This window comes from Vibrio sp. SCSIO 43135 (genome assembly GCF_023716665.1).
Taxonomy (GTDB): Bacteria; Pseudomonadota; Gammaproteobacteria; order Enterobacterales; family Vibrionaceae; genus Vibrio; species Vibrio paucivorans.
In genome coordinates, this window is record NZ_CP071859.1 from 145,114 (window position 1) to 168,313 (window position 23,200).

The following is a 23,200-nucleotide window of genomic DNA, read 5'->3' on the forward strand; positions in this document are numbered from 1 at the left end:
GATGATCTACGAAATACTTTGTTTGGGAGGGAAGTATACCATTCCAGCTTATGAGCACAATGCTGATGGTGAGAGAGTCAGCGCTTTGCTTGATGAGCGCCGTTGTAGGTGTTACAGCCGAACATGATTTACGATATAATACTTACTCAGAAAGGAGAACTTTGCTGATTGGGAGCCAGACCCAAGGGCGGTAGCGTGCTCGATTCCGAAGTTCGCGAACGTGGTCTCACTTGCAATAGTTAGCTCCCTCCCGTTGTACTAGGTTGCTCGTAATGAAAGAAGCTTGAATTTTATTACTGAGGTATGTGTGGCGTGATTATGATACTAACCACTTTATAGACTGGTATAATGGAAGGATGCTGGTGAGTATAAGAAGACGCCAAAAATTGGTGTTTTGGTCGTAGTAGAATTTTCAGCTTTGTTAAAACTAATTTTTGCTAAATTTGCACATTTATAAAATCACAGACAGTTTATTTTAGAACATGAAAAATAGTAAAGTAGTAATATTCCTGAGGCGTTTGTATAGATTTATAAATAAAAAAGTAAATCTACAAAAAAATGGGCTTTTATTATATAGAAGCTTTTTTAACGAAACAAAATCAATATTTATCCATATTCCCAAAGCTGCTGGAACTAGTGTATCTCATGCACTTTATAATAAAGACCCGGGGCACTATCCATTAAGAAAGTATGAACATGCTGATGAGGTTAAGTTTCGTGAATATTTTAAGTTTTCAGTGGTTCGAGATCCGGTAACCAGAATTATCTCAACTTATTATTATATAAAGAAAAGAGATTCAATAAAGTTTGATAAACATCACCCATTTTACTTTATATCTAAATATGACACTTTAAATGACTTTGTTCAAGGTGGTTTGACCGAGTCTCTAGTTAGAGAACATTATTTCTTCTGGTCTCAAAGTTATTATTTGAGTGACAAAAATGGGAACATAGCGGTGGATTATTTTGCCAAGATGGAAAATCTTGATGAAGATTTTAATTATATCCTAAAAAAAATTAACATAGACAAAGAGCTTAGAAAAAGAAATGCGGGTAATAATAAAGAGAATAAAGAAATTCTCACACCCAAATCAATTGAAGTGATATATAACCTATATAAGGACGATTATGTTAACTTTAAATTTGAGAAGCCTAAATGTCTATAAGTAATAATATAATATGGCTTTTTTCTTCATTAACATTTCTGATGCTAGTAACGCCCATATCATACTCAAAATTTGGAGGCCAATCGGTACTTTATTCCTTATTGATGATAGTCCTTACATTACTCGCTTTATACTTTGATAAAATAAATAAGTTATGTAATTCTAAAGAAGTAATTGATAACCTAAAAATTAAACTAGTTTTGTTGATAGTATTGATGGCGCCAAGTTTGTCTTTAGTCGTTAACAATACTGATGATAGTGTCAAGTTTATTCAATATATATCATGGTTGTTTCTCCTTTCAGTGTGGGTTCTTTATCCAGATAGCCATAGAATCACAGGATTAATTAGGAGCTTAATAAACTTTGCATTAGTGGTACATGTCATCATATTCTTATCTCAGCAGATATTGTATAAGTTTTTTGGTGTAATAATAGACTTCTACCAGTTGGTTTTTCCTTTTTCAGATGGGAGTATATCGACTAGTTATAACGCAGTAAGAATGGGGGGACTGACACCAGAACCTGGTGCGTATGCTAATATCATTTTGTTACTTTCTGGGATGAAGTGTTGTTTTGACCAAAGGTTGACAAAACTATCAGCGTTGGCTGTGATTTCAAGCATTTTGACAATATCAGGTTCGAGTATTTTTCTGGTAGCGATTTTTGTCTCTAGCTATGCTTTAATTATGGAAAAAGGCTATAAACAATATTTTTACCTTTTTATTGGTATAGCTGCACTCTTTAGTGTCATGTACTTTTCTGGAGTTTTTGATTTTATTATTAATCGATTCGTTAATAGTGCTGTTATGGATAACAGTACATCCTATAAGATTAACAATCTAATGACATACGCGAACTCAACTCTAGTTGAACTTGTTTTTGGGGTTGGCCACAATAGTGCACTAACAGGTTCTGAGTTAGGTTATAACCATGTTAATAGTAATGGCAATGGTTTTAATGCTGTTGTTGTATTTGGATTGCAAGGCTATTTGCTGATGTTTTCTTTATTCGCATTGGTAATTAAAAACAAATATATACTTCCCTTGTTTTCTATTTTTATATTTTCTAGATATTCTTTTTCTTACCCAATATATTGGTGCTCAATTATTGTTATGATTCAGTCATCTCTATGTTTAGGGTGGAGGAAAAATGAAGTCCAATAAGTTAAGAAATGATGCGATAATATCGTTTTCCTTTAAAGGACTATCTGCTCTATTTAGCCTAATTTTCGGGTATATATTAAATGACAGGTTGGGAAGTGAGTATGCAGGATATATATTTTGGTCTATATCTATCATTACTATGTTATCACCTGTTGGTTGCTTTGGTCTCAGAAATGTAGTTTTGCGATTGATAGCCAAAGGTGAACGCTATAGTTCATATACTCATTTAGGTGTAATAGTAAAATCAATCTTGATAGTTTCTTTTTCTTCGGTCTTAGTAATTGCTATATTTTACCTTGCAAGCGGGGTGCTAATTGAAAATGAAGAAAAGGTTAGTATTGCATCCATTTTTATAATTTCATTTTTATTTGTTAACCTTATTTCTATATTAGAGTCGGCGTATCAGGGAAAGAACAATATAGTAATCTCATCTATACTTTCTGGTATTCTATTGAACTTTGTATTGATCTGTGCCCTATTTTTTGAAGGTATAGACCATATACTGTTTTCGTATGTATTTTTGATTTCTAATATTGCTATTTTTGTATTATCGCTTACCTACTGGATAAGTACTGATAGATATAGGGAACTTAAATTTCCTACGAATGATGAGATGAATAAAGTCGCGATTACAATGCTTCTTATTCAATTAGCTAGCCAACTAAACGCTCAATTTCCAGGGGTATTTTTAGGGACTATTGCTAATGGAGAAATAATAGCGGTTTATGCGATTTGTTTGAAGCTATCAACTTCAACCTCATTTATTCTATTTGCAGTAAATAAAGTTGTGTCACAAAGGTTTGCAAAATTATATTACAAAGGAGAATTAGAGGAGCTTAGAAAAGTAGTTCAATGGAGCACTAGAGTAATGTTGTCAATTTCTATACCTATACTACTAATTATAGTGATCTTTTCAGGTGAAATATTAGGGTTTTATGGGAAAGAATTTTTAGAATATAAAAATATACTCTATATCTTACTAGCTGGACAGTTTATCAATGTGGCTACGGGATCTGTTGGTTTTTTGCTTCAAATGACAGGTAACGAAAAGCATCATAGATTCAATGTAATGGTGTCCGCTATGTTGTCCGTCTCACTATGTATAATACTAACTCCTATGTTTGGTATTTATGGCGCAGCTTTTTCAACATTTGTTGGGCTTGCATCAACTAACTTATTGTCATGTATAAAAGTTAATAAATTACTTTCTATTAATACTTTAAAATTCTGGTAAACTTTTATCGGTTGGTTATATTAATATGATTTTTAACGAGTAAATATAATGATTAGTGTTCAACTTTAGTGATTTTTATTCAATGGTTTGATTATGAAAGTGGCACATGTAGGGAATAATACCTCTATGACAAATATGGGGTACAATGATTTTTATTTGTACTTAAAAAATAACGGGAACCATGATGTTTCCTATCTAAGTCCAGAGAGTCTAGAACTGAAAAGTATAATAAACTTCTTCCTATCTCTGATTAGAATGCCTGACAAATTTGATGTTTATCACGTTCACTCGACTCAACTGTTGTTTATTGTTTGGTTATCTTTCTTTTTTCGCATTAAATTTTCTAAGATAGTTTATACGGTACACACCTCTAGAAATAATTTAAAAGGAATAAACTATCTATTATTTTTTCTAAATATACTAATTAGTAGTCAGGTTGTGTTCTGCAGTAAAAGTAGTTTCTTATCTTTTTCGAATAAAATCACTAGAATGAAAAAGTGCTCCTATATTACAAACGGTGTAGTTCTCAATGAGAATATAGTAGCTGAATCACATTCCTCTGGTAGAGCATCTGCGATGGTTGGTAGGTTGATACCCCTAAAGAACCCTGAGCCTATAATTTCGTTCTTTGATCAGAAGAAGGAATACGCTCTTCATGTTCTCGGTGATGGGTGTCTCCGGAAAAGTCTAGAAGCTAAATATAGTAGTAATCGGTTAAAGTTTTGGGGGCTAAAGGAGAGGGCGTATGTCTACAAAATTTTGGAAAGTTCTCAGTTTTTTTTCTCGAATTCAACTGTTGAAGGCATGCCAATATCGGTTCTTGAGGCAATTTCCTTTGGTTGTATCCCGATACTTTCTGAAATACCCCCACACTTGGAGTTGGCTGAGTTTGGGATAAAGGTATTTTATATCAATGAGCTAAATACTATAGATGACATATTTGATGCTCTTAATGAGCTTTCCGACGAAGAAATTTCTAATATAGTAAAAAGAAACCACGCTATATTGATGGAGAATTATTCTTTAGACGAGATGCACAATAAATACAATGCAATTTATGAGGAGTTATGAAGATAGTTGAGTTTACAGGGCCACCATGTGCTGGTAAAAGTTATTACCTAAGGCACAGAAAAACTGATGCTAGCGATTTCCCTGTGTATGGAAACCCATACTCAAAGGTAAAATCAAGATTTCTCCTTCAGAAGGTATACTTTTTTATTATTGGAGTTTTTTCGCTTGATGCTAGATCTATTTTAAAGCTATATAGCCACATCGGTGAAAATGAAACTCGTTTTCTTCATGTGCTTAGAGTTATGTTTTATGTTTTCTTGAAGTTGGGTAGGTTGAAGTTTTTAAAAAAACTGGATTTATCAAGCAAAATATATATTGATGAAGGGGTTAGTCATATCCCATTCAATTTACTCTGTAATGATTCGTTATATATCAACGAGCTCTTCAATAAAATTAAAGAAGATATATCTGATATTGAAGTGGTTTTAGTTAATGAAGATAGAGAGTTAGTCAGCCAAAGATTACTTGAAAGAGGGCATAAAAGAGTAAACTCGAGTAACCTTGACTGGTTTTTAAACCGAAATCTTGATGTTGTTAATACAATATCTGAAGTTTATCCCGAAATTTTTAGTGAATTCAATGAATACCACAAAAAGTATGAAGTCTAAAATATTAACAGACCTTTTTAGTGAACTAAACGAAGCTAATGTTGTTTACTGTAGTTGGAAAAATAACCATGAACTAGATATAGCACTTTCTGGAGATTCAGATCTTGATATTTTGGTTCATCAGAGTTCTTATGCTGAAATGTGTGAACTAATGTTGAGCTACGGATTTGTCGAGGCTAATAATAGCAGGATATCTTATCCCTTCGTATATCACTACTACTGTTTTGACGCTAAGTTATGTAAGTTTGTACATATCCACCTGTATACGAAAATTATAACTGGTGAGAGTCATATAAAAAACTATCACTTTCCGATTGAAAGTGAATTGCTTTCAAATAGGATAAAACATAAAGGTATATATGTCTTAAACGACTCTCAACAAGCGAAAATATTTCTTTTACGCTTCATCGCAAAGCAAGGCTCTATCCCTAGTAGGATGCTATACAAAAAGGAGCTACTCTCATATAAAGAAGAGCTAGATTTGTGTACTGTTGGTGAGTTGAGTTTTTCCGAACAAGACCTTATTAAAAATATAGACTATGAGGACCTACTGAAATGCAAAGGTGATCTAAGTTTCAAAAAGGTTTCAAATGTTAAGAAAAGTATAAAATTGTTTAGGCGATTTAACTCGTTTGAAGAGTTTTTATATCGATATTATCAAATAGCGTATAGGATCATTAACAAATTAATATTAAAAGAGAAGAAAAACTTAGGTAGCGAAGGGAAAATTGTAGCTATTACCGGGTTAGATGGTGCTGGAAAGTCATCTAGTGTTGCTTTTCTTCAGGAGCTTTATTCTAGCAAGTTTAATTGCAGAACATACCATGTAGGAGTTCCTAAATATACATATATCACACTGCCATTTAATATAGCATTCAATATTATAAAAATATTAAGAAAAAAAGATAAATTACAGTCTAGCACTATTAAATCCGGTGTGAAACCTACATCAATGTTGCATGCAATTAGATATGCAGTCTTGGCGTATGAACGCTATAAAACTTTGAAGAAAGCACAAAGATTCTCCTATAGAGGAGGTCTTGCTATACTGGATAGATATCCATCTCAAAATATTGGTGTAATGGATAGCCGGAGAATTATAGTTGATGCAAAGTCCTCCCAACTATGTAAGTACTTAAAAAACCTAGAAGACAGACTATATTCAGCTTGTGTGAAACCGGACTTATTAATGAACCTTGTTGTACCAGAGCATGTTTCAATATCTAGGAATAGAAATCGTGATAAGTTGAATAAAGAGACTGATGAGGAGATAAGACTACGATACAAGATTAACTCCGGCTTATCCTATTCTTCATATTTGTTTACTGAGGTTGATATGAATAGAGATAAGCATCAATGCATGCTCGACTTGTCGTCTAACGTCTGGTCTCTTTACAATAAATCCACTAAAATTACCGACTAGATTAACTTCTGTCTACCAATATTTATTTGGTTGTGACTTAAATTATTGAAGTATGTTGTATCCCTATAATTGGCCGATATACATGTCTAAAATCTAAGCTCGTAGCCATTTTCTACGGGTAAAATGAATAAATCACAGTATGTGCGATATTACTTTTGCTAAAGGTATATTTGCCCTAATTGAAGGAATGTAATATGAAGTATTTAGTTACCGGTTCTGCTGGTTTTATAGGCAGTGCGGTCGTAGATAGACTAGTCTCTTGTGGGCATGACGTCGTTGGTGTAGATAACTTAAACGATTATTATGATGTTGAATTAAAGAAAGCACGCCTTGAGCGAATTAAACATCCCAAATTTCGCTTCTCTGAGCTAGATATCTGTAATAGTGAGCATGTCGCAAACATATTTGAAGTGGAGCAGTTCGATAGAGTTATCCATTTGGCCGCTCAAGCCGGTGTCCGCTATTCGATAGAAAATCCACATTCTTATGCAAACTCAAACTTATTAGGCCATCTAAATATTCTCGAAGGGTGTCGTCATAATATGGTTGGACACCTTGTCTATGCCTCTTCTAGCTCTGTCTATGGTTTGAACACAAAGACTCCATTTTCGACATCTGATTCTGTTGATCATCCCGTCTCACTATATGCTGCTACGAAGAAGTCAAATGAGCTCATGGCACACACCTATTCACATTTGTACAATATTCCTACTACAGGCTTAAGGTTCTTTACTGTTTATGGAGCTTGGGGACGTCCTGATATGGCTCCTTTCATTTTTACAAATAAGATTCTCAAAGGAGAGACTATAGATGTCAACAATGATGGAGATATGTGGCGAGACTTTACGCATATAGATGATATTGTCGAAGGTGTTATACGTATTGCCGATGTTGTTCCAACAAGGAATCACAATTGGCAAGTTGAAAGTGGTTCCCCTGCAAGCAGTTCTGCTCCTTACGCTATTTACAATTTGGGGCACGGTTCACCTATTAATTTGATGGACTTCGTGAAAGCAATTGAAGATGAATTAGGCATTGAAGCATCGAAAAACTTCCGAAAGATGCAGCCTGGTGATGTTTATCAAACGTATGCAGATACTAGCGATCTTTTTGAGGCAACAGGATATAAACCAAAAGTAGGTATCGAAGAAGGTGTTAAAGATTTTGTTCGTTGGTACAAAGGCTATTATAAATATGCAAACTAACTTTACATTAAAATTTTATCTTCATCCTATTTTATTGAGGGAAAATAGTGACTATTGTCTTTCTTAATGATAAGTCTGAATATAACTTTAACTATCGTGCTGGCATAATTAATGAACTTATTGAAAATAAGATTGACTTTGAAAGTGTTGGCTTTTTCGATGGGTTCTTGGGAATGGTTAAGTATGTATACTTAGTTTTATTCTCTAAGCGATACTTCATCTCCTCCAACATTAAAAGTAATATTATCTTCATGCTTTTCTTTTGGCGGAAAGGCACGGTTATTGTAAATGGGATGGGAAGAAAACGCACATCTCAATTATTTAGATTTGTACTGAAATTTCTTTTTAAGATAAACGGAAGGAAAAATATAGTTTTTCAAAACTACGCGGACTATAGATATTTCAACTTTTTATCTAATAGAAAGCATCACTGGGTACCTGGCTCTGGTGGGACTATGCGGACTCTTGGCAAAGAAGAGAATATTGTAATCGTATCCAGAGATAGCAAGATTCCCCTCATTTCTAAATCAATATCTATAGCTTTTGAGCTTGTAGATGGGGATAGCGAAGTGATTTTTGTTGGCTGCTCAAAGCATGTCATTGATAGGGCATTTGGATGTGTTGGCGGACGAGGTGTCGGATTTTTACCACAAGATACAATTTTTGGGCACGGTTATAAATTCTTTCAACCTTCAGGCTACGGTGAAGGGGTTCCTCATACATTGGTTGACGCAATTTGCTCAGGGATGAAAATATATATCTATAAAAATGATTATATTAAGTTTGGCTTATATAAGCTAGGCTTTACATATTCAACTATTACTGGCGGGATTTTACAACTACATTATAATGATAATCAAAAAAAATACTTAAGCGAGCATGTCATTAGTTTGAAGTATTTGGAATTTGTGGATGGTTTTAATCTAATGGACTTCGATGCTCGATAAAATTTTTCAAGAAAGGTACTCTATCTAGATAGAAGGTGGGATATTATACATATCCACCTTCTATACAGGTATTATTATCCAGCATCAGTTTAATTGGTTATATTGTTTTTACTAATAGCGGATAATAAACCATTTATATTTAGTGCCACTAAATATAAACTGAGTTATGCTAGATAACGTTAATCTATTTCCCCTCAACTTAACAGGCACTACTTTGCTCCGAATCCAGTAAGCATGGTTTTAATTGTTTTTATTACAATATTCATATCTAGCCAAAATGAAAGATGTTTTATATAGTATAGGTCATGTGCTAGTTTTTCTCTTGTTGAATCAGTGTCATCAGCATAACCTTGTACTGTTTGAGCCCATCCCGTAATCCCAGGCTTAACCATATGACGATAGCCATAAAATGAAATCTCTTGCTCAAATTTCTTTACGAAGCTTTCTTGTTCAGGACGAGGACCAATTAAAGCCATTTCACCTTTAAGTACATTGAAAAATTGAGGGAGCTCGTCAATACGGACCTTTCTAATGAATTTCCCTACTCTTGTTATTCGGTCTTTTTCTTCAGTAGCAAACTTATCAGTGTCACTACATTTCTTAATTGTCATACTTCTGAATTTGTAAATTTTAAATGTTTTACCAGATTGCCCCACTCTTTCTTGGGTGAATATTGCTGGGCCTGGGTTTTCTATTTTTATTAGGCATGCAGTTATAGCCATAACTGGCAAAGTTATTGGTAAAGTTATTATAATTATTGCTGATTCCCACACCCTCTTCAATGAAAAATAAATAGGGTTAGGGTTTAGGGTTCCAATTGCATTTTCTGATATATGGCTAGTTTGAACCTTTCCTTCAACCATTTCTCGAATACTTTCTGAGTGAAATACGGGAATATTATTTATGCTGCAATCAGCCACAAACTTTGAGTCTTCTGAGCTTAACTCTTTATGTAAGTCAACGACGAGCCCTGATTGAATTGAAGAGATCTCTCTGTTTGAACCTAAAGGTGTTACTTCGATGCTTTTGTTTTCTTTGAATATAGTAATATCAAAATTTTCAATAGCGGATAGTTTAAGTTTTTTATAGCGCCTTCTCATCATGCTACTTATATACAACCAAACAAAACTTGCAAAGAAGCCATGGATTAAGATAGATCTTGAATACTCTATTCTGGTTAGTGCTATTAATCCAGTGAGAATAGCAAACATTGTTAGTAATACAGGTAAAATATAATACTTCCTTTCCACCAATAGATATTTACTTATTTGTGGTAGAGTACTAGCGGTTGCGATATATGTCAGAAATACGCTTAGGGTGCTGTATGTTATAGTATCAGGAGCCGACCAAAGGTTATATCCTGACGTCAGATTTAAATAGCCAGCAATCAGTATTAGACCTAGGCCATGGCTGATTGCGGAGTTTGATAAGATTTGTTTTTTCACAGTAATTTATTTCTATCGTAAATTAGTCTAAGTCATTTCTATTCAGCTTTACAAAATGTGCTTCAATACTCGATCTGCCTTTACTCGAGATATCTTACGTAGCAACTTTTGAGCCTCGTCTGGGTAGTCTTCCACTTTTTCTAACTGCTTGTAAGTGCAAAGCTGAAGTGTATTCTGAAGAATGTTTTCGACCTCTTGCTCGAATTGTTCAGTTAGGTGCCCATAGTTATCCTGAATTAGCAATGCGTTTTCAAGATCTAGCTTCCAAGCTCTTGGATTAATATTATTACCCGTAAGCAGCATGTACCGCTTATCTACCCATATCCCTTTTAGATGGAAGCTATTTTGCTCATGTTTCCAAATGCGAAGAGTAAGCTTGCGACTTGCAATACTCGCCTCATTCGCTTTAGCAAACTGACGGAGGTTCTTTTCATACAGATAAGGAACACCACCAATTGTCTTAAATTCCTCTTCTGGAGAAATATAGAAATCATTAGCAGTTTTATCACCGACAACAATAGTGACCTGTACGCCACGTTTGATTGCTTTTTTTACTTCTTTCGCGACACTACGAGGAAAATTAAAGTATGGAGTGCAAATAAAGATTTCGTCTTTTGCTTGAGCAAGTAAGGTGTTGATACCTTGGTTTAGTTTATTTCGCTTTCCCCCGACTCCAACAAAAGGAGTAACAGCAACTTGGTCGGGGGCAACATCTTGGGGCGTAAACACGTAACTCGCCTTAGAAAGTGAGGCCCTTAGTTGCCTAATTTGAGTCTTTATTTCTTTGGTATTGGGTTGATTACCTAGAGCTAAATCATTAACTGCGGGGTGTGCGATCATCTCTGACTGTATAAAGTTAACCATGCTATCGGCAAGAGCTTTGTTGTTCAGTACATGGTATCGATCAAAGCGATAACGATCTTGATACTGCAGATAAATGTTGTTTAAGCTAGCGCCACTGTAGATGACTTGCTCATCGATAATGAAACCTTTTAGGTGTAATACACCAAAAACCTCTCGGCCGCGAACCGGGATACCAAACACTTGGACTTTGTGCTCATATTTGTTAGCAAAGTCCTTGTACATCGCAGAATTGGTTTCTCCTGGCTCTGCGCCAATTAGGCCTCGTTGTGCTCTGTGCCAATCGACGCAAACGCAAATATCTAATCCAGGATTACGCTGTTTGGCTTCGTAAAGCTCAGTTAGGATCTCTCGACCTGCTTCATCATTTTCTAAGTAAAGGGCTACTAAGTAGATTCGACTGCTAGCTTGACGAATAGCTTCTATTAAACGCGTCCGAAAGTCTTTGGCAGAATAGAGTGTCTCAAATTGAGCAGGGTCTTGAGCCAAAGTAGGAAGTTGAGCGAATAGATTCCTAGGTGTCATCATGCGAAAAGTGTAGCCTTTACTTAAATTTGGACAGGGATATTAGCAAAATGTGTAGGGACTTCCTAGCGACCGCGTCGAGTTCTTAATAGTAACTTGGGAACGTAGATTATTAAGTGCTAGGGCGCAGGCTAATCTCACCACCGATATAGGTCTCAATTCCTTGTTCCGTTTCCAATAGAACTGCGCCTTGTTCGTTGATTCCCCGAGCTATACCCGAAACCTCTCTAGGGCCCATAATCAGTTTGATAGGCCTTCCTATAAAATTATCAAGTCTATTCCAGCGTTCTACAAAACCAGACATTCCCCGCAACTCATAATCTGCCAGAGAGTTTTTCAGTGTAGTTATCATCGTGACGGCAAGTTGATTGCGATCTACCTCTTGACTCGCTGCCACTTCTGATAAGCTGGCCCAAGGCTGAGTAATGCCTTCCGTAGCGTCTGACATCATCAGGTTCATTCCCATACCGATGACTAAATGGGCCGCAGCCCCGGCTTGCCCTGACATTTCGACGAGAATACCGGCAAGCTTGCGATCTTGGTAGTAAAGGTCGTTAGGCCACTTTAGCTTAACCCCGTTCAGCCCCATTTCTTCGAGTGCTTCAACAATAGCAACGCCCACTACTAGGCTGAGTCCCATCGCGGCTGCCATACCGGCATCTAATCGCCAATACATCGATAGATATAAGTTCGCACCAAATGGTGAAATCCATTCACGGCCCCGCCGTCCACGTCCTTTTTCTTGGTATTCTGCTAAGCAAGTACTGCCTGACTCCAAGCTGTCTACTCTATCAAGCAGGTATTGGTTAGTTGAATCAATGATCGGGATGAGTTCCACTGGGCTAGATAAGGATTGATTCAATACATTTTGGTCGAGTAACTGCATTGGCTTTGCCAACTGGTAGCCTTTCCCTTGAACTCGGAAGACATCAACTCCCCAGCCTTGAATACCTTTGATATGTTTGCTGATTGCAGCCCTGGAGACATTTAGTTGCTCACCAAGTTCTTCACCAGAATGAAAGCCACCCTGAGAAAGCGTTTTTAATATAGCTAGCTTAACAGTGTGCTCTTTCAAAATGCTTTTCCTATGATTGCACTTAGGCTCGTTTCTTCTTTACTACCCATAAAACGTACTTCATGCTCTAGCTCGATGTTGTAGCGGTGAAATACTTCGTTACGTATTTTAGCTGCTAACTTTACGACATCTTCAGCTTTGGCGTTGTTGCGATTAACTAAGACCAAGGCTTGATTCGGGTGAACTTGTGCACCGCCGACCATCGTACCTTTAAGGTTGCACTGGTCAATTAGCCAACCGGCAGCGACTTTCATGCCGTCATCCACACTATAGGCTACGATGTTAGGATGCTTCTGTTTAAGTTGCTCATAATGTTGGTGAGAAATAACTGGGTTCTTGAAAAAGCTCCCTGCATTGCCAGTAATAGTGGGGTCGGGCAGTTTCTCCATGCGAATACTGCAGACTCGTTCAAAAACTTGTTTGGCTGTTGCTGTATCAGAGCTTAGATCTTTCAATGGGCCATATTCTACTTTTGCCCGCCAGCTTTTTGGCAATACCAAACCGATTGCGGTGATAATAGCTTTTTGGTGCAGTTCACGTTTGAAGATAGAGTCTCTATATCCAAACTGACATTCACTCACCGTCAGTCTTTTCTCTTCGAATGTGTCTAGGCAAAGAATATCCACATACTCACATACGTTTCTTAGTTCAACGCCGTAGGCCCCGATATTTTGTATGGGAGCGCTGCCTGCACAGCCCGGAATCAATGCAAGGTTCTCCAGCCCGAAATAGCCTTGGTTGACACTCCACTCAACTAATGATGGCCAATCTTCACCGCCAGCAATGTGGAGGTGCCAGTTGGTATCTGACTCTGTGACGCTCTTCCCCACTAGGTTGTTGATGATGACAACACCATGGAAAGTGTCAGTAAACAGTATGTTGCTGCCTTTTCCTAGCATCAGTTTTGGTAGTTTACTCCAAGCGCTATTTTGGTAGATGGCTTTGATATCATTAATAGAGTTGGCTTCAACCAAGAAATCACAGAGCTGAGAGATACCAAAGGTGTGATAGGGCTTGAGGTCGGCATTGGCTAAAATTTGCATAAGTTTTGTGGGGTAATCTAAACTGCGCCCATTCTAACCTAAATTAAGGGCTGGTGATAATGAGTACGTTGAAGGTAGAGGTCTTAGACCCTATAAAGCTACCTCTTGTCTCTCGATTGTACAAAGCGCATTACTCTTCGGGCAAAGCTAAGAAAGACGAGTTGACCATTGTCGGTTACGTAGAATCGGAGATAGTGGCAGTAGTACGTTTTCGGGTGATTGAACATTATCGACTACTTACGGGAATGCTGGTTTCACCTAAATATCGAGGTCAAGGCTTTGGTCATGACCTGATGCGCTATTGTGTGCAAGCTGGGGAGAGTCTCACGAGCAATGATTATTGTTTTGCTTATCCTCATCTTGAAGGCTTTTATTCTCAGCATGGATTTGTGACTATTGATGAATCTAAACTACCTGCATCGTTGCGTGGTTTATACGGCAGATATAGTCGAAACAAGCAGCTCGTTCCTATGCAATATTTCAAAACGCCTCTTACTTAAGGGTAAAGCATTTGCTTTATAAACGGCTTGAATCATAATGCCACTATGGGCAGGAGAGGGAAGTCATGAAAAACACTCAAAAAATATTGCAGCTGATCAAGGTCAACGGAGCGACCACAGCAAAAATGCTGGCCGAACAGTTGGGTGTGACGACAATGGGCGCTCGGCAACATCTTCAAAACTTAGAAGATGAAGGTCTGCTGGTGTTTGAAGATATTAAAGTTAAGGTTGGTCGCCCAACGCGGCATTGGTCTCTCACCCCGAGAGGGCACGCACAGTTTTCTGATCATCATGCTGAATTGACCGTACAAGTTATTGATGCTGTGGAGAAATTGTTTGGAGCTGATGGTGTTCAAAAAGTAGCTGAAGAGCGTGAGCGCAATACACTGCTGCACTATCAGCGAGAGCTAGAAGGGTATAAAGGGCTTGAAAGCAAACTGTCAAAACTGGTAGAGCTAAGGCGCAAGGAAGGCTATATGGCTGAGTTAGAAGTGACTGATAAGGGGTTTGTTCTCGTAGAGAACCATTGTCCTATCAGTAAGGCTGCAGCACACTGCTCGAGTTTATGCCAATCAGAGCTAAATGTGTTTAGGCAACTGTTGGGAGGAAACGTGGCTGTGACACGTTCAGAGCATATTATTCAAGGCCAGCGTCGTTGTGCTTATCTAATCCTTCCCTAGTCCTATATTGTCTCGTTTTTAAGACGACGCATTGCTAACCGTTTTAATTGTTTAAACTCGCCTATTATTACTTCAGGATGTTCTTTCTAAGGACAAGCTGGAGGCAGTATGAATACCCCACTAGTTAACCAAACCCTTCCGTCCTTTGATGACTTAATGGAACTCGCCTTACATCACCCGGAAGCTTTCGACCAACTTAAGCACGATATGTGTGAAGAGATGATTTTATCAGCATCGGAGCAAATGCAAGATAGACTATGGGCTCAGCAAAGCCATATAGATAGAGTCATTTCCCATTGCAAAAACCCCAACCACGCCAATATGGCACTAATGCGTGAACTTGTGCTGCAAATATCTAAGTTTCAGTTAGCCTTGGATGGTCAAAAAAGTACGCAAGTGAAAGAGCAGAAAGCACAAGTTATCCCCTTAGACGATTGGCGTTGAGCGATAAAGCTCTATTTCAAAGGTATTAATGTTTTCGGCTATGACTCTGTGGTAGACTCGCGCGGCAGAACTACTAACTCAAAAATTTTTAGTTGCCCAGTATCAAGGAGCCCGTGTGAGTCAGCAAGAACAACCGCCAATCGTTAATCAACAGTATTCACTTCAGTCGCCTTCTTATTTTCAAAATAATGATGAAGTTGCCCTAAGAGAGCTGTTAATAGCGCTTTGGGAAGGTAAGTGGATAGTGGTGGTATTGACTGCTATATTCTCGGTCGCAGCAGTTTTTTTTGCACTGAATGCCCCAGAATGGTGGTCTTCAAGTGCAAAGATTACGCAGCCTCAGCTTCAAGATATGTCGGCCTATCAGCAACAAGTGAAGCAGTTCCAACCCGTCTTTGATGTTTACCAAGAAGACGGTACGGTGTTAGTTAGTGAAGAGCTAGATCATCTAGTAGACACGGAAATTCTATTTCAACGCTTTATCGATGCTTTTAATTCCAGCAGTAATAAACGTAGATTCTTAGAGTCCAGTGAGGAGTTTCAATCCTTTAAAGCTGAACTCACTACAATTACCGAACCTGAGGTAAAGAAGAGTGAAGCGCGTAAGCTTTACGCTGAGTGGTTTCAGAGAATATCTGCTGAGCCAATTATTAAAAGTAACAAGAAAGTGGCATTTTCACCTTATGAGATTGCATTTCAATCTACCACTCAAGCTAGCAGTTATAGTCTTCTGAATAATTATATAAAGATTATCCAAAAGAAGGCGCACGCAGATGCGCTCAATAATCTTCAGGCGGTTGTGAAAGGTAAGCGGAACGAACTGATACAGCAAAAACGTATACTTGAAACGCAGGCAAAGAATAAGCTTTTGGTCGAGACTGAGCGTGCTGAATATGCCATGTTGATCGCACGGTCTGCTGGTGTGAATAAACCTATTCAGACTAACAGTGATAATGAAATGTTTGGTATTGATTTAGGCTCCAAAGCGCTAGAGGCTAAAGTTCAGGCGCTCAAGTCCGTAAAGAACTTGAGCGTAGTTGAGCCTAGACTACAGCAAATTGAAGCAAAACTGGATATGCTAAATAATCTAGAGATTGAGCGTAGTGTTGAGTTCCAAACCTTTCGATTTTTAGAGAATGTCGAGCAACCTATCTCTAGAGATGAGCCGAAAAGAGCATTGATTGTATTTGTAGGCACTATTCTCGGTGGGGTACTAGGTGTCATGGTCGTTTTAGCTAGTTTCGTTTTCCGACGAGCAGAGAAAAAGTAATTCAATTGATGGCTTGATACTAAACGCTTCATTTTGGGTAACCTATGAAGCGTTTTGTTTTTGGGAATCAGTAAAAGCCAGATCACAGAAAAATCTTACTTTCCCCCTTGGGTTTATCCAACTTACCCCTTATATAGTTATCACACGGCTTGGAAGCGTATTTCTAGCCATTATCAAATCATATGGAAATTTTCAGGAGAGACGACCGATGAACATTCGTCCATTACACGACCGAGTTATCGTAGAGCGCCAAGAAGTTGAATCTAAGTCAGCAGGTGGCATCGTTCTTACAGGTTCTGCTGCGGAAAAATCAACACGTGGTACGATTCTAGCTGTTGGCAAAGGCCGCATCCTAGAAAACGGTACTGTACAACCGCTGGACGTAAAAGTGGGTGATACTGTTATTTTTGCTGAAGGCTACGGCACTAAAACAGAAAAAATCGACGGCAAAGAAGTTCTGATCATGTCTGAAAACGACATCATGGCAATCGTTGAATAATTGATTCTGAATCACAACGAAAACGAAAATCGAATTTAGAAAGGAAATTAAACATGGCTGCTAAAGACGTTAAATTTGGTAATGACGCACGCGTAAAAATGTTAGAAGGTGTAAACGTTCTAGCTGACGCAGTAAAAGTAACACTAGGCCCTAAAGGTCGTAACGTAGTATTAGATAAATCATTTGGTGCACCAACTATCACTAAAGATGGTGTATCTGTTGCGCGCGAAATCGAGCTTGAAGACAAGTTCCAGAACATGGGCGCACAAATGGTTAAAGAAGTGGCTTCGCAAGCAAACGACGCAGCGGGTGACGGTACGACAACAGCAACAGTACTGGCTCAAGCTATCGTTAACGAAGGCCTAAAAGCAGTCGCTGCTGGCATGAACCCAATGGATCTTAAGCGCGGTATCGACAAAGCAGTTACAGCAGCGGTTGAAGAGCTAAAAGCACTTTCAGTGCCATGTGCAGATACTAAGGCGATCGCACAAGTTGGTACTATCTCGGCTAACTCAGACTCTACAGTAGGTAACATCATTGCTGAAGCGATGGAAAAAGTAGGTCGTGATGGCGTTATCACTGTTGAAGAAGGTCAAGCACTGCAAGACGAGCTAGACGTTGTGGAAGGTATGCAGTTTGACCGCGGTTACCTATCTCCTTACTTCATCAACAATCAAGAAGCAGGCAGTGTTGATCTAGAAAGTCCATTCATCCTTCTTATCGACAAGAAAGTATCAAACATTCGTGAACTTCTTCCGACTCTAGAAGCGGTTGCTAAGGCATCTCGTCCACTTCTAATCATCGCTGAAGATGTAGAAGGCGAAGCGCTTGCAACTCTAGTAGTGAACAACATGCGCGGTATCGTGAAAGTTGCTGCGGTTAAAGCGCCTGGTTTCGGTGACCGTCGTAAAGCAATGCTACAAGACATCGCTATCCTAACTGGCGGTACGGTTATCTCTGAAGAGATCGGTCTAGACCTTGAGAAAGTAACGCTAGAAGACCTAGGTCAAGCTAAGCGCGTAACTATCACGAAAGAAAACTCAACCATCATCGATGGTGCGGGTGAAGAAGCAATGATCCAAGGTCGTGTTGCTCAAATCCGTCAGCAAATCGAAGATGCAACTTCAGACTACGACAAAGAGAAACTACAAGAGCGCGTTGCTAAGCTAGCAGGCGGTGTTGCAGTAATCAAAGTTGGCGCTGCGACTGAAGTTGAAATGAAAGAGAAGAAAGACCGCGTAGAAGACGCACTTCACGCAACTCGCGCTGCAGTTGAAGAAGGTGTGGTTGCTGGTGGTGGTGTTGCACTTATCCGTGCTGCATCTAAGGTGGCTAACCTTGAAGGCGATAACGAAGAGCAAAATGTCGGTATTCGTGTTGCTCTACGTGCAATGGAAGCGCCTATTCGTCAAATCACTAAGAACGCAGGTGATGAAGAGTCAGTGGTTGCTAACAACGTTCGTGCTGGTGAAGGTAACTACGGTTACAACGCGGCAAGCGGTGAGTACGGCGATATGATCGATATGGGTATCCTAGATCCAACTAAAGTAACTCGCTCTGCACTACAGTTCGCTGCATCAGTTGCTGGCCTAATGATCACTACTGAAGCGATGGTAACAGACCTACCTCAGAAAGAAGCACCTGCAATGCCTGATATGGGCGGCATGGGCGGTATGGGTGGTATGGGCGGCATGATGTAATCTGCGCTAACTATCTAAGGTTTTAGAAACCTATAGTTTAAAAACGGGAGCTTAGGCTCCCGTTTTTTATTGTTTGCTGATGCCAAACTTGCACTGACCTACTGCTAAGCAACAGTGGCGTATGTAACGGGCGTAGCTTGAACAAATATGAGTATGAGGCTCTCAGCGTACAAAAGATGATCTTCACTCCACTTTGTAGGTGTGCACTTTGTGATATTTATGTAGGTTATTTATATCCGTTAGGTGTCTGGATGTTTTTAAGCATTAGGTCACATATTGTGGTGTTTATTCTTTCCTATGATGTTGCCCGACTGGGGAGCCGATGACGTCTATCGGCATACTCCTCTCAATTGGTAACTTGAACAAATGGAAGGGATTATGGAGTTCAAAATAAACACATTGGCAAGTGCGACAATGCCAATGCTGGTGACATCAATATTGATACTAAGCCACTCAAAAACATTGGCAAGTGAAGTGATTCAATCAGAACTGTATGTGCCAGCGGAAGATGAAGTGGTGGTTTATTACAATAGAAACACGAGCGATGAAGGTGAATACCAGGGCTGGGGCATGCATCTGTGGAACGGTGAAGGATGTACCAGCACCGATCTTGAGGCGATGGGGATAAGTAGCTCTGGAACCAGTTGGGATCAACCTTACCCCGCTGATGGCTTTAACCCTACTTATGGTGCATTCTACATTTTCAAAGTTGATCAGCAAGCGAGTGACCCTCATACGTGCATGAATTTTATTTTGCACAAAGGTGATGAAAAAGCATTTGGTAGCGCTAATCATAAAGTTGCTCTCACACAGTTGGATAAACACCGTAGTGTGTTTGGCTTCCATGGCTCCAGCCAGCTTTATTATGAACCGACCTCTGAACGTCCAATTGCAATTGATGGTCAAAAAGCCCATTGGTTAGATGAACAGACGATTGCTTGGGAAGCTGCTGCAACCGCTGCTCGAGTAGAACTTCGCTCGTCACCAAGAAACCGCATTAAGCTGGATGAAGAAAAAAATCAAATCATTGGTGGTATGCCTGTAGAGTTGTCGATCATCGGTGAATTGAATGATGAGCTCCAGCAACGTTTCCCTCACTTAAGCGGCTTAACCGCGACTCAAATTGACGTAAAGCGACACAAACTTACGCGCATCTTGAAAAGCCAAATCGTGCTAGTTGCCTATGACGACCAAGACAAAGTACTTGCGGCCACAGAAGTGCAGAAAGTGGGAGTATTAGACGATGTTTACGTCAACGAACAAGCGGGCAACGCCATTTCTGAACAGCTTGGGACTATTGTAAATGGGAGCAAGACAGACTTTAGACTTTGGGCACCAACGGCACAAAAAGTAACGCTGCATATCTACAACAAAAACAAAAGACCAATTAAAAGCCTCCCTATGTGGGAAAACCGACGTAACGGTATTTGGGAGCTAGATGGCTTAAGAGGTGTTGTCGGGAAATACTATCGCTATGAAGTGAGAGTGTACCACCCCACGACACAGCAAGTAGAAACGGTCATGGTGACAGACCCATATTCTCTGAGCGTATCTACCAACTCGATGTACTCTCAGGTGGTGGATCTTGATAGTAATAAACTCAAGCCCCGTGGTTGGGATCATTATCAAAGGCCTGAAACACCGTTGGCAGACGATGGCCAGTATTTAGATGAATACCATGTGCTTTATGAGTCGCACTTGAGAGACTTTAGCTACAGTGACACATTAGGAAGCCCGCAACTTAACGGGAAATACTTAGCGCTGACCGAGCAAGAACGTGAATCTGTCAGTCATTTAAAAGCGCTGCAAGAGGCTGGGTTAACAACACTGCATATTTTGCCAGCGTTTGATATTGCCACCATCAACGAAGCGGAAACCATTGATATTCATGACACGGTTGGGGAGCTGTGTGCGGTCAGAGCTAGCGCTGCGGTCTGTGGGGAAGAAGACACCAATCAAACATTGGAAGAGGTGCTTCAAGGTTATGATCCCGCTACTGGCCAAGCTCAAAGGTTAATGAATGATTTGCGAGATCTAGATAGCTTTAACTGGGGCTATGATCCGTTTCATTACACGGTACCTGAAGGCAGCTATGCAACCAATGCGGAAGGGACAACGCGTATCAAAGAGTTTCGTGAAATGGTGAAAGCGACACATGAAATGGACCTTAAGCTGATTATGGATGTGGTTTACAACCACACTAACGCGTCAGGTGTGAATGAAAAATCAGTGTTGGATAAAATTGTTCCAGGGTATTACCACCGCCTCAATACCAATACTGGCGGAGTCGAAACTTCGACGTGCTGCGATAACACCGCAACCGAAAATCGTATGATGGGAAAATTGATGATCGATTCTCTGGTTACGTGGGCAAAAGACTATCACGTCGATGGTTTTCGATTTGATTTAATGGGCCATCAACCGAAAGAGCTAATGGTAGAAGCTCTGGAAGAGGTGCGTAAGGTTCGTCCTGATATCTTGTTCTATGGGGAAGGTTGGGATTTTGGTGAGGTATCCAACAACGCTCGCTTTACACAAGCCACCCAGTTAAATATGGCGGGGACTCGGATAGGGACTTTCTCTGACCGCTTGCGTGATGCCGTTCGTGGGGGAAGCCCGTTCGATGGAGATGGTACAGGTTTAAGGAAAAACCAAGGCTTTGCCAATGCAGCTTATCCAAATGAGCGCCGTGACATGACTGAGCAAGAAGCGCAGGATTTACTGCACAATCAAGACTTAGTACGTCTGGGCATGGCAGGTAACTTAGCCGATTTCATTTTGGTTGATTACAAAGGTGAGACTAAAAACGGTAAAGGTATCGACTATAACGGGGCTCCTGCTGGCTATACCGAATACCCTTCAGAAAATATTTCCTACGTTTCAAAACATGATAACCAAACGTTTTGGGACAACAATGCCTATAAAACGGCAACGGGCGTAAGCTCTGAAGAGCGTGCACGTATGCAATCCATCGGATTATCCACAGTTATGCTCGGGCAGGGCATTCCGTTTATCCATATGGGATCTGAGTTGCTACGTTCCAAATCAATGCAGCGAGACTCCTATGACTCTGGCGACTGGTTTAATCGCGTGAAGTTCAATGGCGATGATAACAATTGGAATGTCGGTTTACCCCGCGAAGATAAAGATGGAGCGAATTGGTCGCTGATATCAGAGATAATTGCGGACAGTACTAATGAGCCGAACATACAGGATATCGAGTTAACCAAACGACAATTCCTGGAGTTGCTTGAGATCCGAAGCGCTAGTGATTTGTTCCGCTTGAACTCAAAACAACAGGTGATGAAGCGAGTTGATTTTCATAATGTCGGTCCTGCTCAAACTCAAGGCTTGATCGTAATGTCGATCGATGACGGTATCTATGCGGGTACTGATCTGGATTCGAATTACGACGCGATTGTCGTAATAATCAATGCGACTCCAGAAACTCAAGTGTTTGAAGTCGAGGGTTCATCTGGTTTCCAGCTACATGATGTGCAGGCAGATTCGGCTGACAGTTTAGTTCGTAGCGCTTCGTTTGCAGATAGCTCATTTACCGTTCCTCCATTAACCACCGCAGTATTTGTTCAACCACAAGTCGGTTCGCAGGGGAGTGGTTTACCTGTGACAGAAAAAGACCAAGACTTACCACCATTTGGTTCGTCAACGGTCTATATCGCTGGGGGATTCGGGCAAGCATTTTGGGACCCCGCAGGTATTGAGGTGCCTTATACGACAGCGGGAGTTTACAGCGTGAGATTGGGGTTGAGTGAGGAAACTAGTTACAAGTTTACGCTTGGTGATTGGGGGAGTGAGATGAGCTGTGGCGGTGATAACTGCCCGTCTAATTTCACAGAAATTGGCATGTATGAATTCGCGCTCGATGCCAATGATACGAAAAACCCAATTGTTTTAGACGCGAGACTGGTTGAAAGCTATGAGGGTAAAGAATGGTATATTCCAGGTACGCTTTCAGGAAGCTGGGATCATTCGGATGAACGCCGAATGTTTCAAGGTGATCAGGCTGGTCAAGTTGAGTTTGTCACGGCTGAATTAACAGCGGGTAATCAATATGAATTTAAGTTTACGTGTGGCAACTGGGGACAGTGTGAACATGGGGCTGTGAATGTCATCGAAGCGGAAGGATCATTGCCGATTACTAATGCCAGCGGCAACATTGGCTTTACACCGGATGTCACCACAACGTATTTGGTTGAGTTTGACTTTCTTCGTAAGCACGTGACTATTAGTCAGCAATAAGTGGCAGTAGCCGTGTCATCCACTAAAGCGCCACTCTTTTGAGTGGCGCTTTTTTTATTCAAGCTGGTGGACTAGTGTTCT

19 protein-coding genes are annotated in these 23,200 nt (G+C 39.8%); 15 read left to right on the forward strand and 4 right to left on the reverse strand.

What is annotated here, in order from left to right; translation table 11 throughout:
- Positions 1–482: 482 nt before the first annotated feature.
- The 8 genes from J4N42_RS00690 to J4N42_RS00725 all read left to right on the forward strand — a co-directional run bounded on the left by J4N42_RS00690 (position 483) and on the right by J4N42_RS00725 (position 8,817).
- On the forward strand, positions 483–1,166 hold the full coding sequence (locus J4N42_RS00690; protein WP_252029019.1) for a sulfotransferase family 2 domain-containing protein: 684 nt from the start codon (positions 483–485) through the stop codon (positions 1,164–1,166).
- Positions 1,157–2,329 carry a hypothetical protein gene (locus J4N42_RS00695; protein ID WP_252029020.1) on the forward strand — a complete coding sequence of 391 codons (1,173 nt, stop codon included), beginning with the start codon at positions 1,157–1,159 and terminating at the stop codon, positions 2,327–2,329. Before J4N42_RS00690 ends, J4N42_RS00695 begins: the two co-directional genes overlap by 10 nt.
- The gene (locus tag J4N42_RS00700; protein WP_252029021.1) at positions 2,316–3,563 is read left to right on the forward strand and encodes an oligosaccharide flippase family protein; all 1,248 of its coding nucleotides are present in this window, start codon (positions 2,316–2,318) and stop codon (positions 3,561–3,563) included. The genes J4N42_RS00695 and J4N42_RS00700 overlap by 14 nt, the downstream gene beginning before the upstream one ends.
- Positions 3,564–4,052: 489 nt before the next feature.
- Positions 4,053–4,634 (forward strand): glycosyltransferase, encoded by a 582-nt coding sequence (locus J4N42_RS00705; protein WP_252029022.1) that lies wholly within the window; start codon positions 4,053–4,055, stop codon positions 4,632–4,634.
- Positions 4,631–5,242 (forward strand): hypothetical protein, encoded by a 612-nt coding sequence (locus J4N42_RS00710; RefSeq protein WP_252029023.1) that lies wholly within the window; start codon positions 4,631–4,633, stop codon positions 5,240–5,242. Before J4N42_RS00705 ends, J4N42_RS00710 begins: the two co-directional genes overlap by 4 nt.
- Positions 5,214–6,665 carry a hypothetical protein gene (locus J4N42_RS00715; RefSeq protein ID WP_252029024.1) on the forward strand — a complete coding sequence of 484 codons (1,452 nt, stop codon included), beginning with the start codon at positions 5,214–5,216 and terminating at the stop codon, positions 6,663–6,665. The genes J4N42_RS00710 and J4N42_RS00715 overlap by 29 nt, the downstream gene beginning before the upstream one ends.
- 194 nt (positions 6,666–6,859) lie before the next feature.
- Positions 6,860–7,870, forward strand: coding sequence for an NAD-dependent epimerase (locus J4N42_RS00720; RefSeq protein ID WP_252029025.1), 1,011 nt, complete (start codon positions 6,860–6,862; stop codon positions 7,868–7,870).
- A 47-nt stretch (positions 7,871–7,917) separates the two neighbouring features.
- Positions 7,918–8,817 carry a hypothetical protein gene (locus J4N42_RS00725; RefSeq protein ID WP_252029026.1) on the forward strand — a complete coding sequence of 300 codons (900 nt, stop codon included), beginning with the start codon at positions 7,918–7,920 and terminating at the stop codon, positions 8,815–8,817.
- 209 nt (positions 8,818–9,026) lie between these two features.
- Here J4N42_RS00725 and J4N42_RS00730 read toward each other — a convergent pair whose 3' ends face one another.
- From J4N42_RS00730 to murB, 4 genes are all read right to left on the reverse strand, one after another.
- Positions 9,027–10,262 (reverse strand): exopolysaccharide biosynthesis polyprenyl glycosylphosphotransferase, encoded by a 1,236-nt coding sequence (locus J4N42_RS00730; protein WP_252029027.1) that lies wholly within the window; start codon positions 10,260–10,262, stop codon positions 9,027–9,029.
- A gap of 48 nt (positions 10,263–10,310) precedes the next feature.
- A complete protein-coding gene (gene pssA / locus J4N42_RS00735) occupies positions 10,311–11,651 on the reverse strand; it encodes a CDP-diacylglycerol--serine O-phosphatidyltransferase (RefSeq protein ID WP_252029028.1) in 1,341 nt (446 codons plus the stop codon).
- 109 nt (positions 11,652–11,760) lie between these two features.
- Positions 11,761–12,723 (reverse strand): bifunctional biotin--[acetyl-CoA-carboxylase] ligase/biotin operon repressor BirA, encoded by a 963-nt coding sequence (gene birA / locus J4N42_RS00740; protein ID WP_252029029.1) that lies wholly within the window; start codon positions 12,721–12,723, stop codon positions 11,761–11,763.
- The gene (gene murB / locus J4N42_RS00745; protein ID WP_252029030.1) at positions 12,720–13,766 is read right to left on the reverse strand and encodes a UDP-N-acetylmuramate dehydrogenase; all 1,047 of its coding nucleotides are present in this window, start codon (positions 13,764–13,766) and stop codon (positions 12,720–12,722) included. The genes birA and murB overlap by 4 nt, the downstream gene beginning before the upstream one ends.
- A 59-nt stretch (positions 13,767–13,825) precedes the next feature.
- Between murB and J4N42_RS00750 the strand changes: the two genes are divergently transcribed.
- From J4N42_RS00750 to pulA, 7 genes are all read left to right on the forward strand, one after another.
- Entirely contained in the window at positions 13,826–14,266 is a 441-nt protein-coding gene (locus J4N42_RS00750; protein ID WP_252029031.1) for a GNAT family N-acetyltransferase, read from the forward strand.
- A gap of 65 nt (positions 14,267–14,331) precedes the next feature.
- Positions 14,332–14,946, forward strand: a complete 615-nt coding sequence (locus tag J4N42_RS00755) for a helix-turn-helix transcriptional regulator (protein WP_252029032.1) — start codon at positions 14,332–14,334, stop codon at positions 14,944–14,946.
- Positions 14,947–15,054: 108 nt separating this feature from the next.
- Complete coding sequence (locus J4N42_RS00760; RefSeq protein ID WP_252029033.1) at positions 15,055–15,390, forward strand: DUF3135 domain-containing protein; 336 nt, start codon at positions 15,055–15,057, stop codon at positions 15,388–15,390.
- A gap of 115 nt (positions 15,391–15,505) precedes the next feature.
- The gene (locus tag J4N42_RS00765) at positions 15,506–16,660 is read left to right on the forward strand and encodes an LPS O-antigen chain length determinant protein WzzB (RefSeq protein WP_252029034.1); all 1,155 of its coding nucleotides are present in this window, start codon (positions 15,506–15,508) and stop codon (positions 16,658–16,660) included.
- A gap of 208 nt (positions 16,661–16,868) precedes the next feature.
- Positions 16,869–17,159 (forward strand): co-chaperone GroES, encoded by a 291-nt coding sequence (locus J4N42_RS00770; protein ID WP_252029035.1) that lies wholly within the window; start codon positions 16,869–16,871, stop codon positions 17,157–17,159.
- 53 nt (positions 17,160–17,212) lie between these two features.
- Complete coding sequence (groL, locus tag J4N42_RS00775; RefSeq protein WP_252029036.1) at positions 17,213–18,859, forward strand: chaperonin GroEL; 1,647 nt, start codon at positions 17,213–17,215, stop codon at positions 18,857–18,859.
- A gap of 378 nt (positions 18,860–19,237) precedes the next feature.
- The gene (gene pulA / locus J4N42_RS00780) at positions 19,238–23,119 is read left to right on the forward strand and encodes a pullulanase-type alpha-1,6-glucosidase (protein WP_252029037.1); all 3,882 of its coding nucleotides are present in this window, start codon (positions 19,238–19,240) and stop codon (positions 23,117–23,119) included.
- Positions 23,120–23,200: the final 81 nt, after the last annotated feature.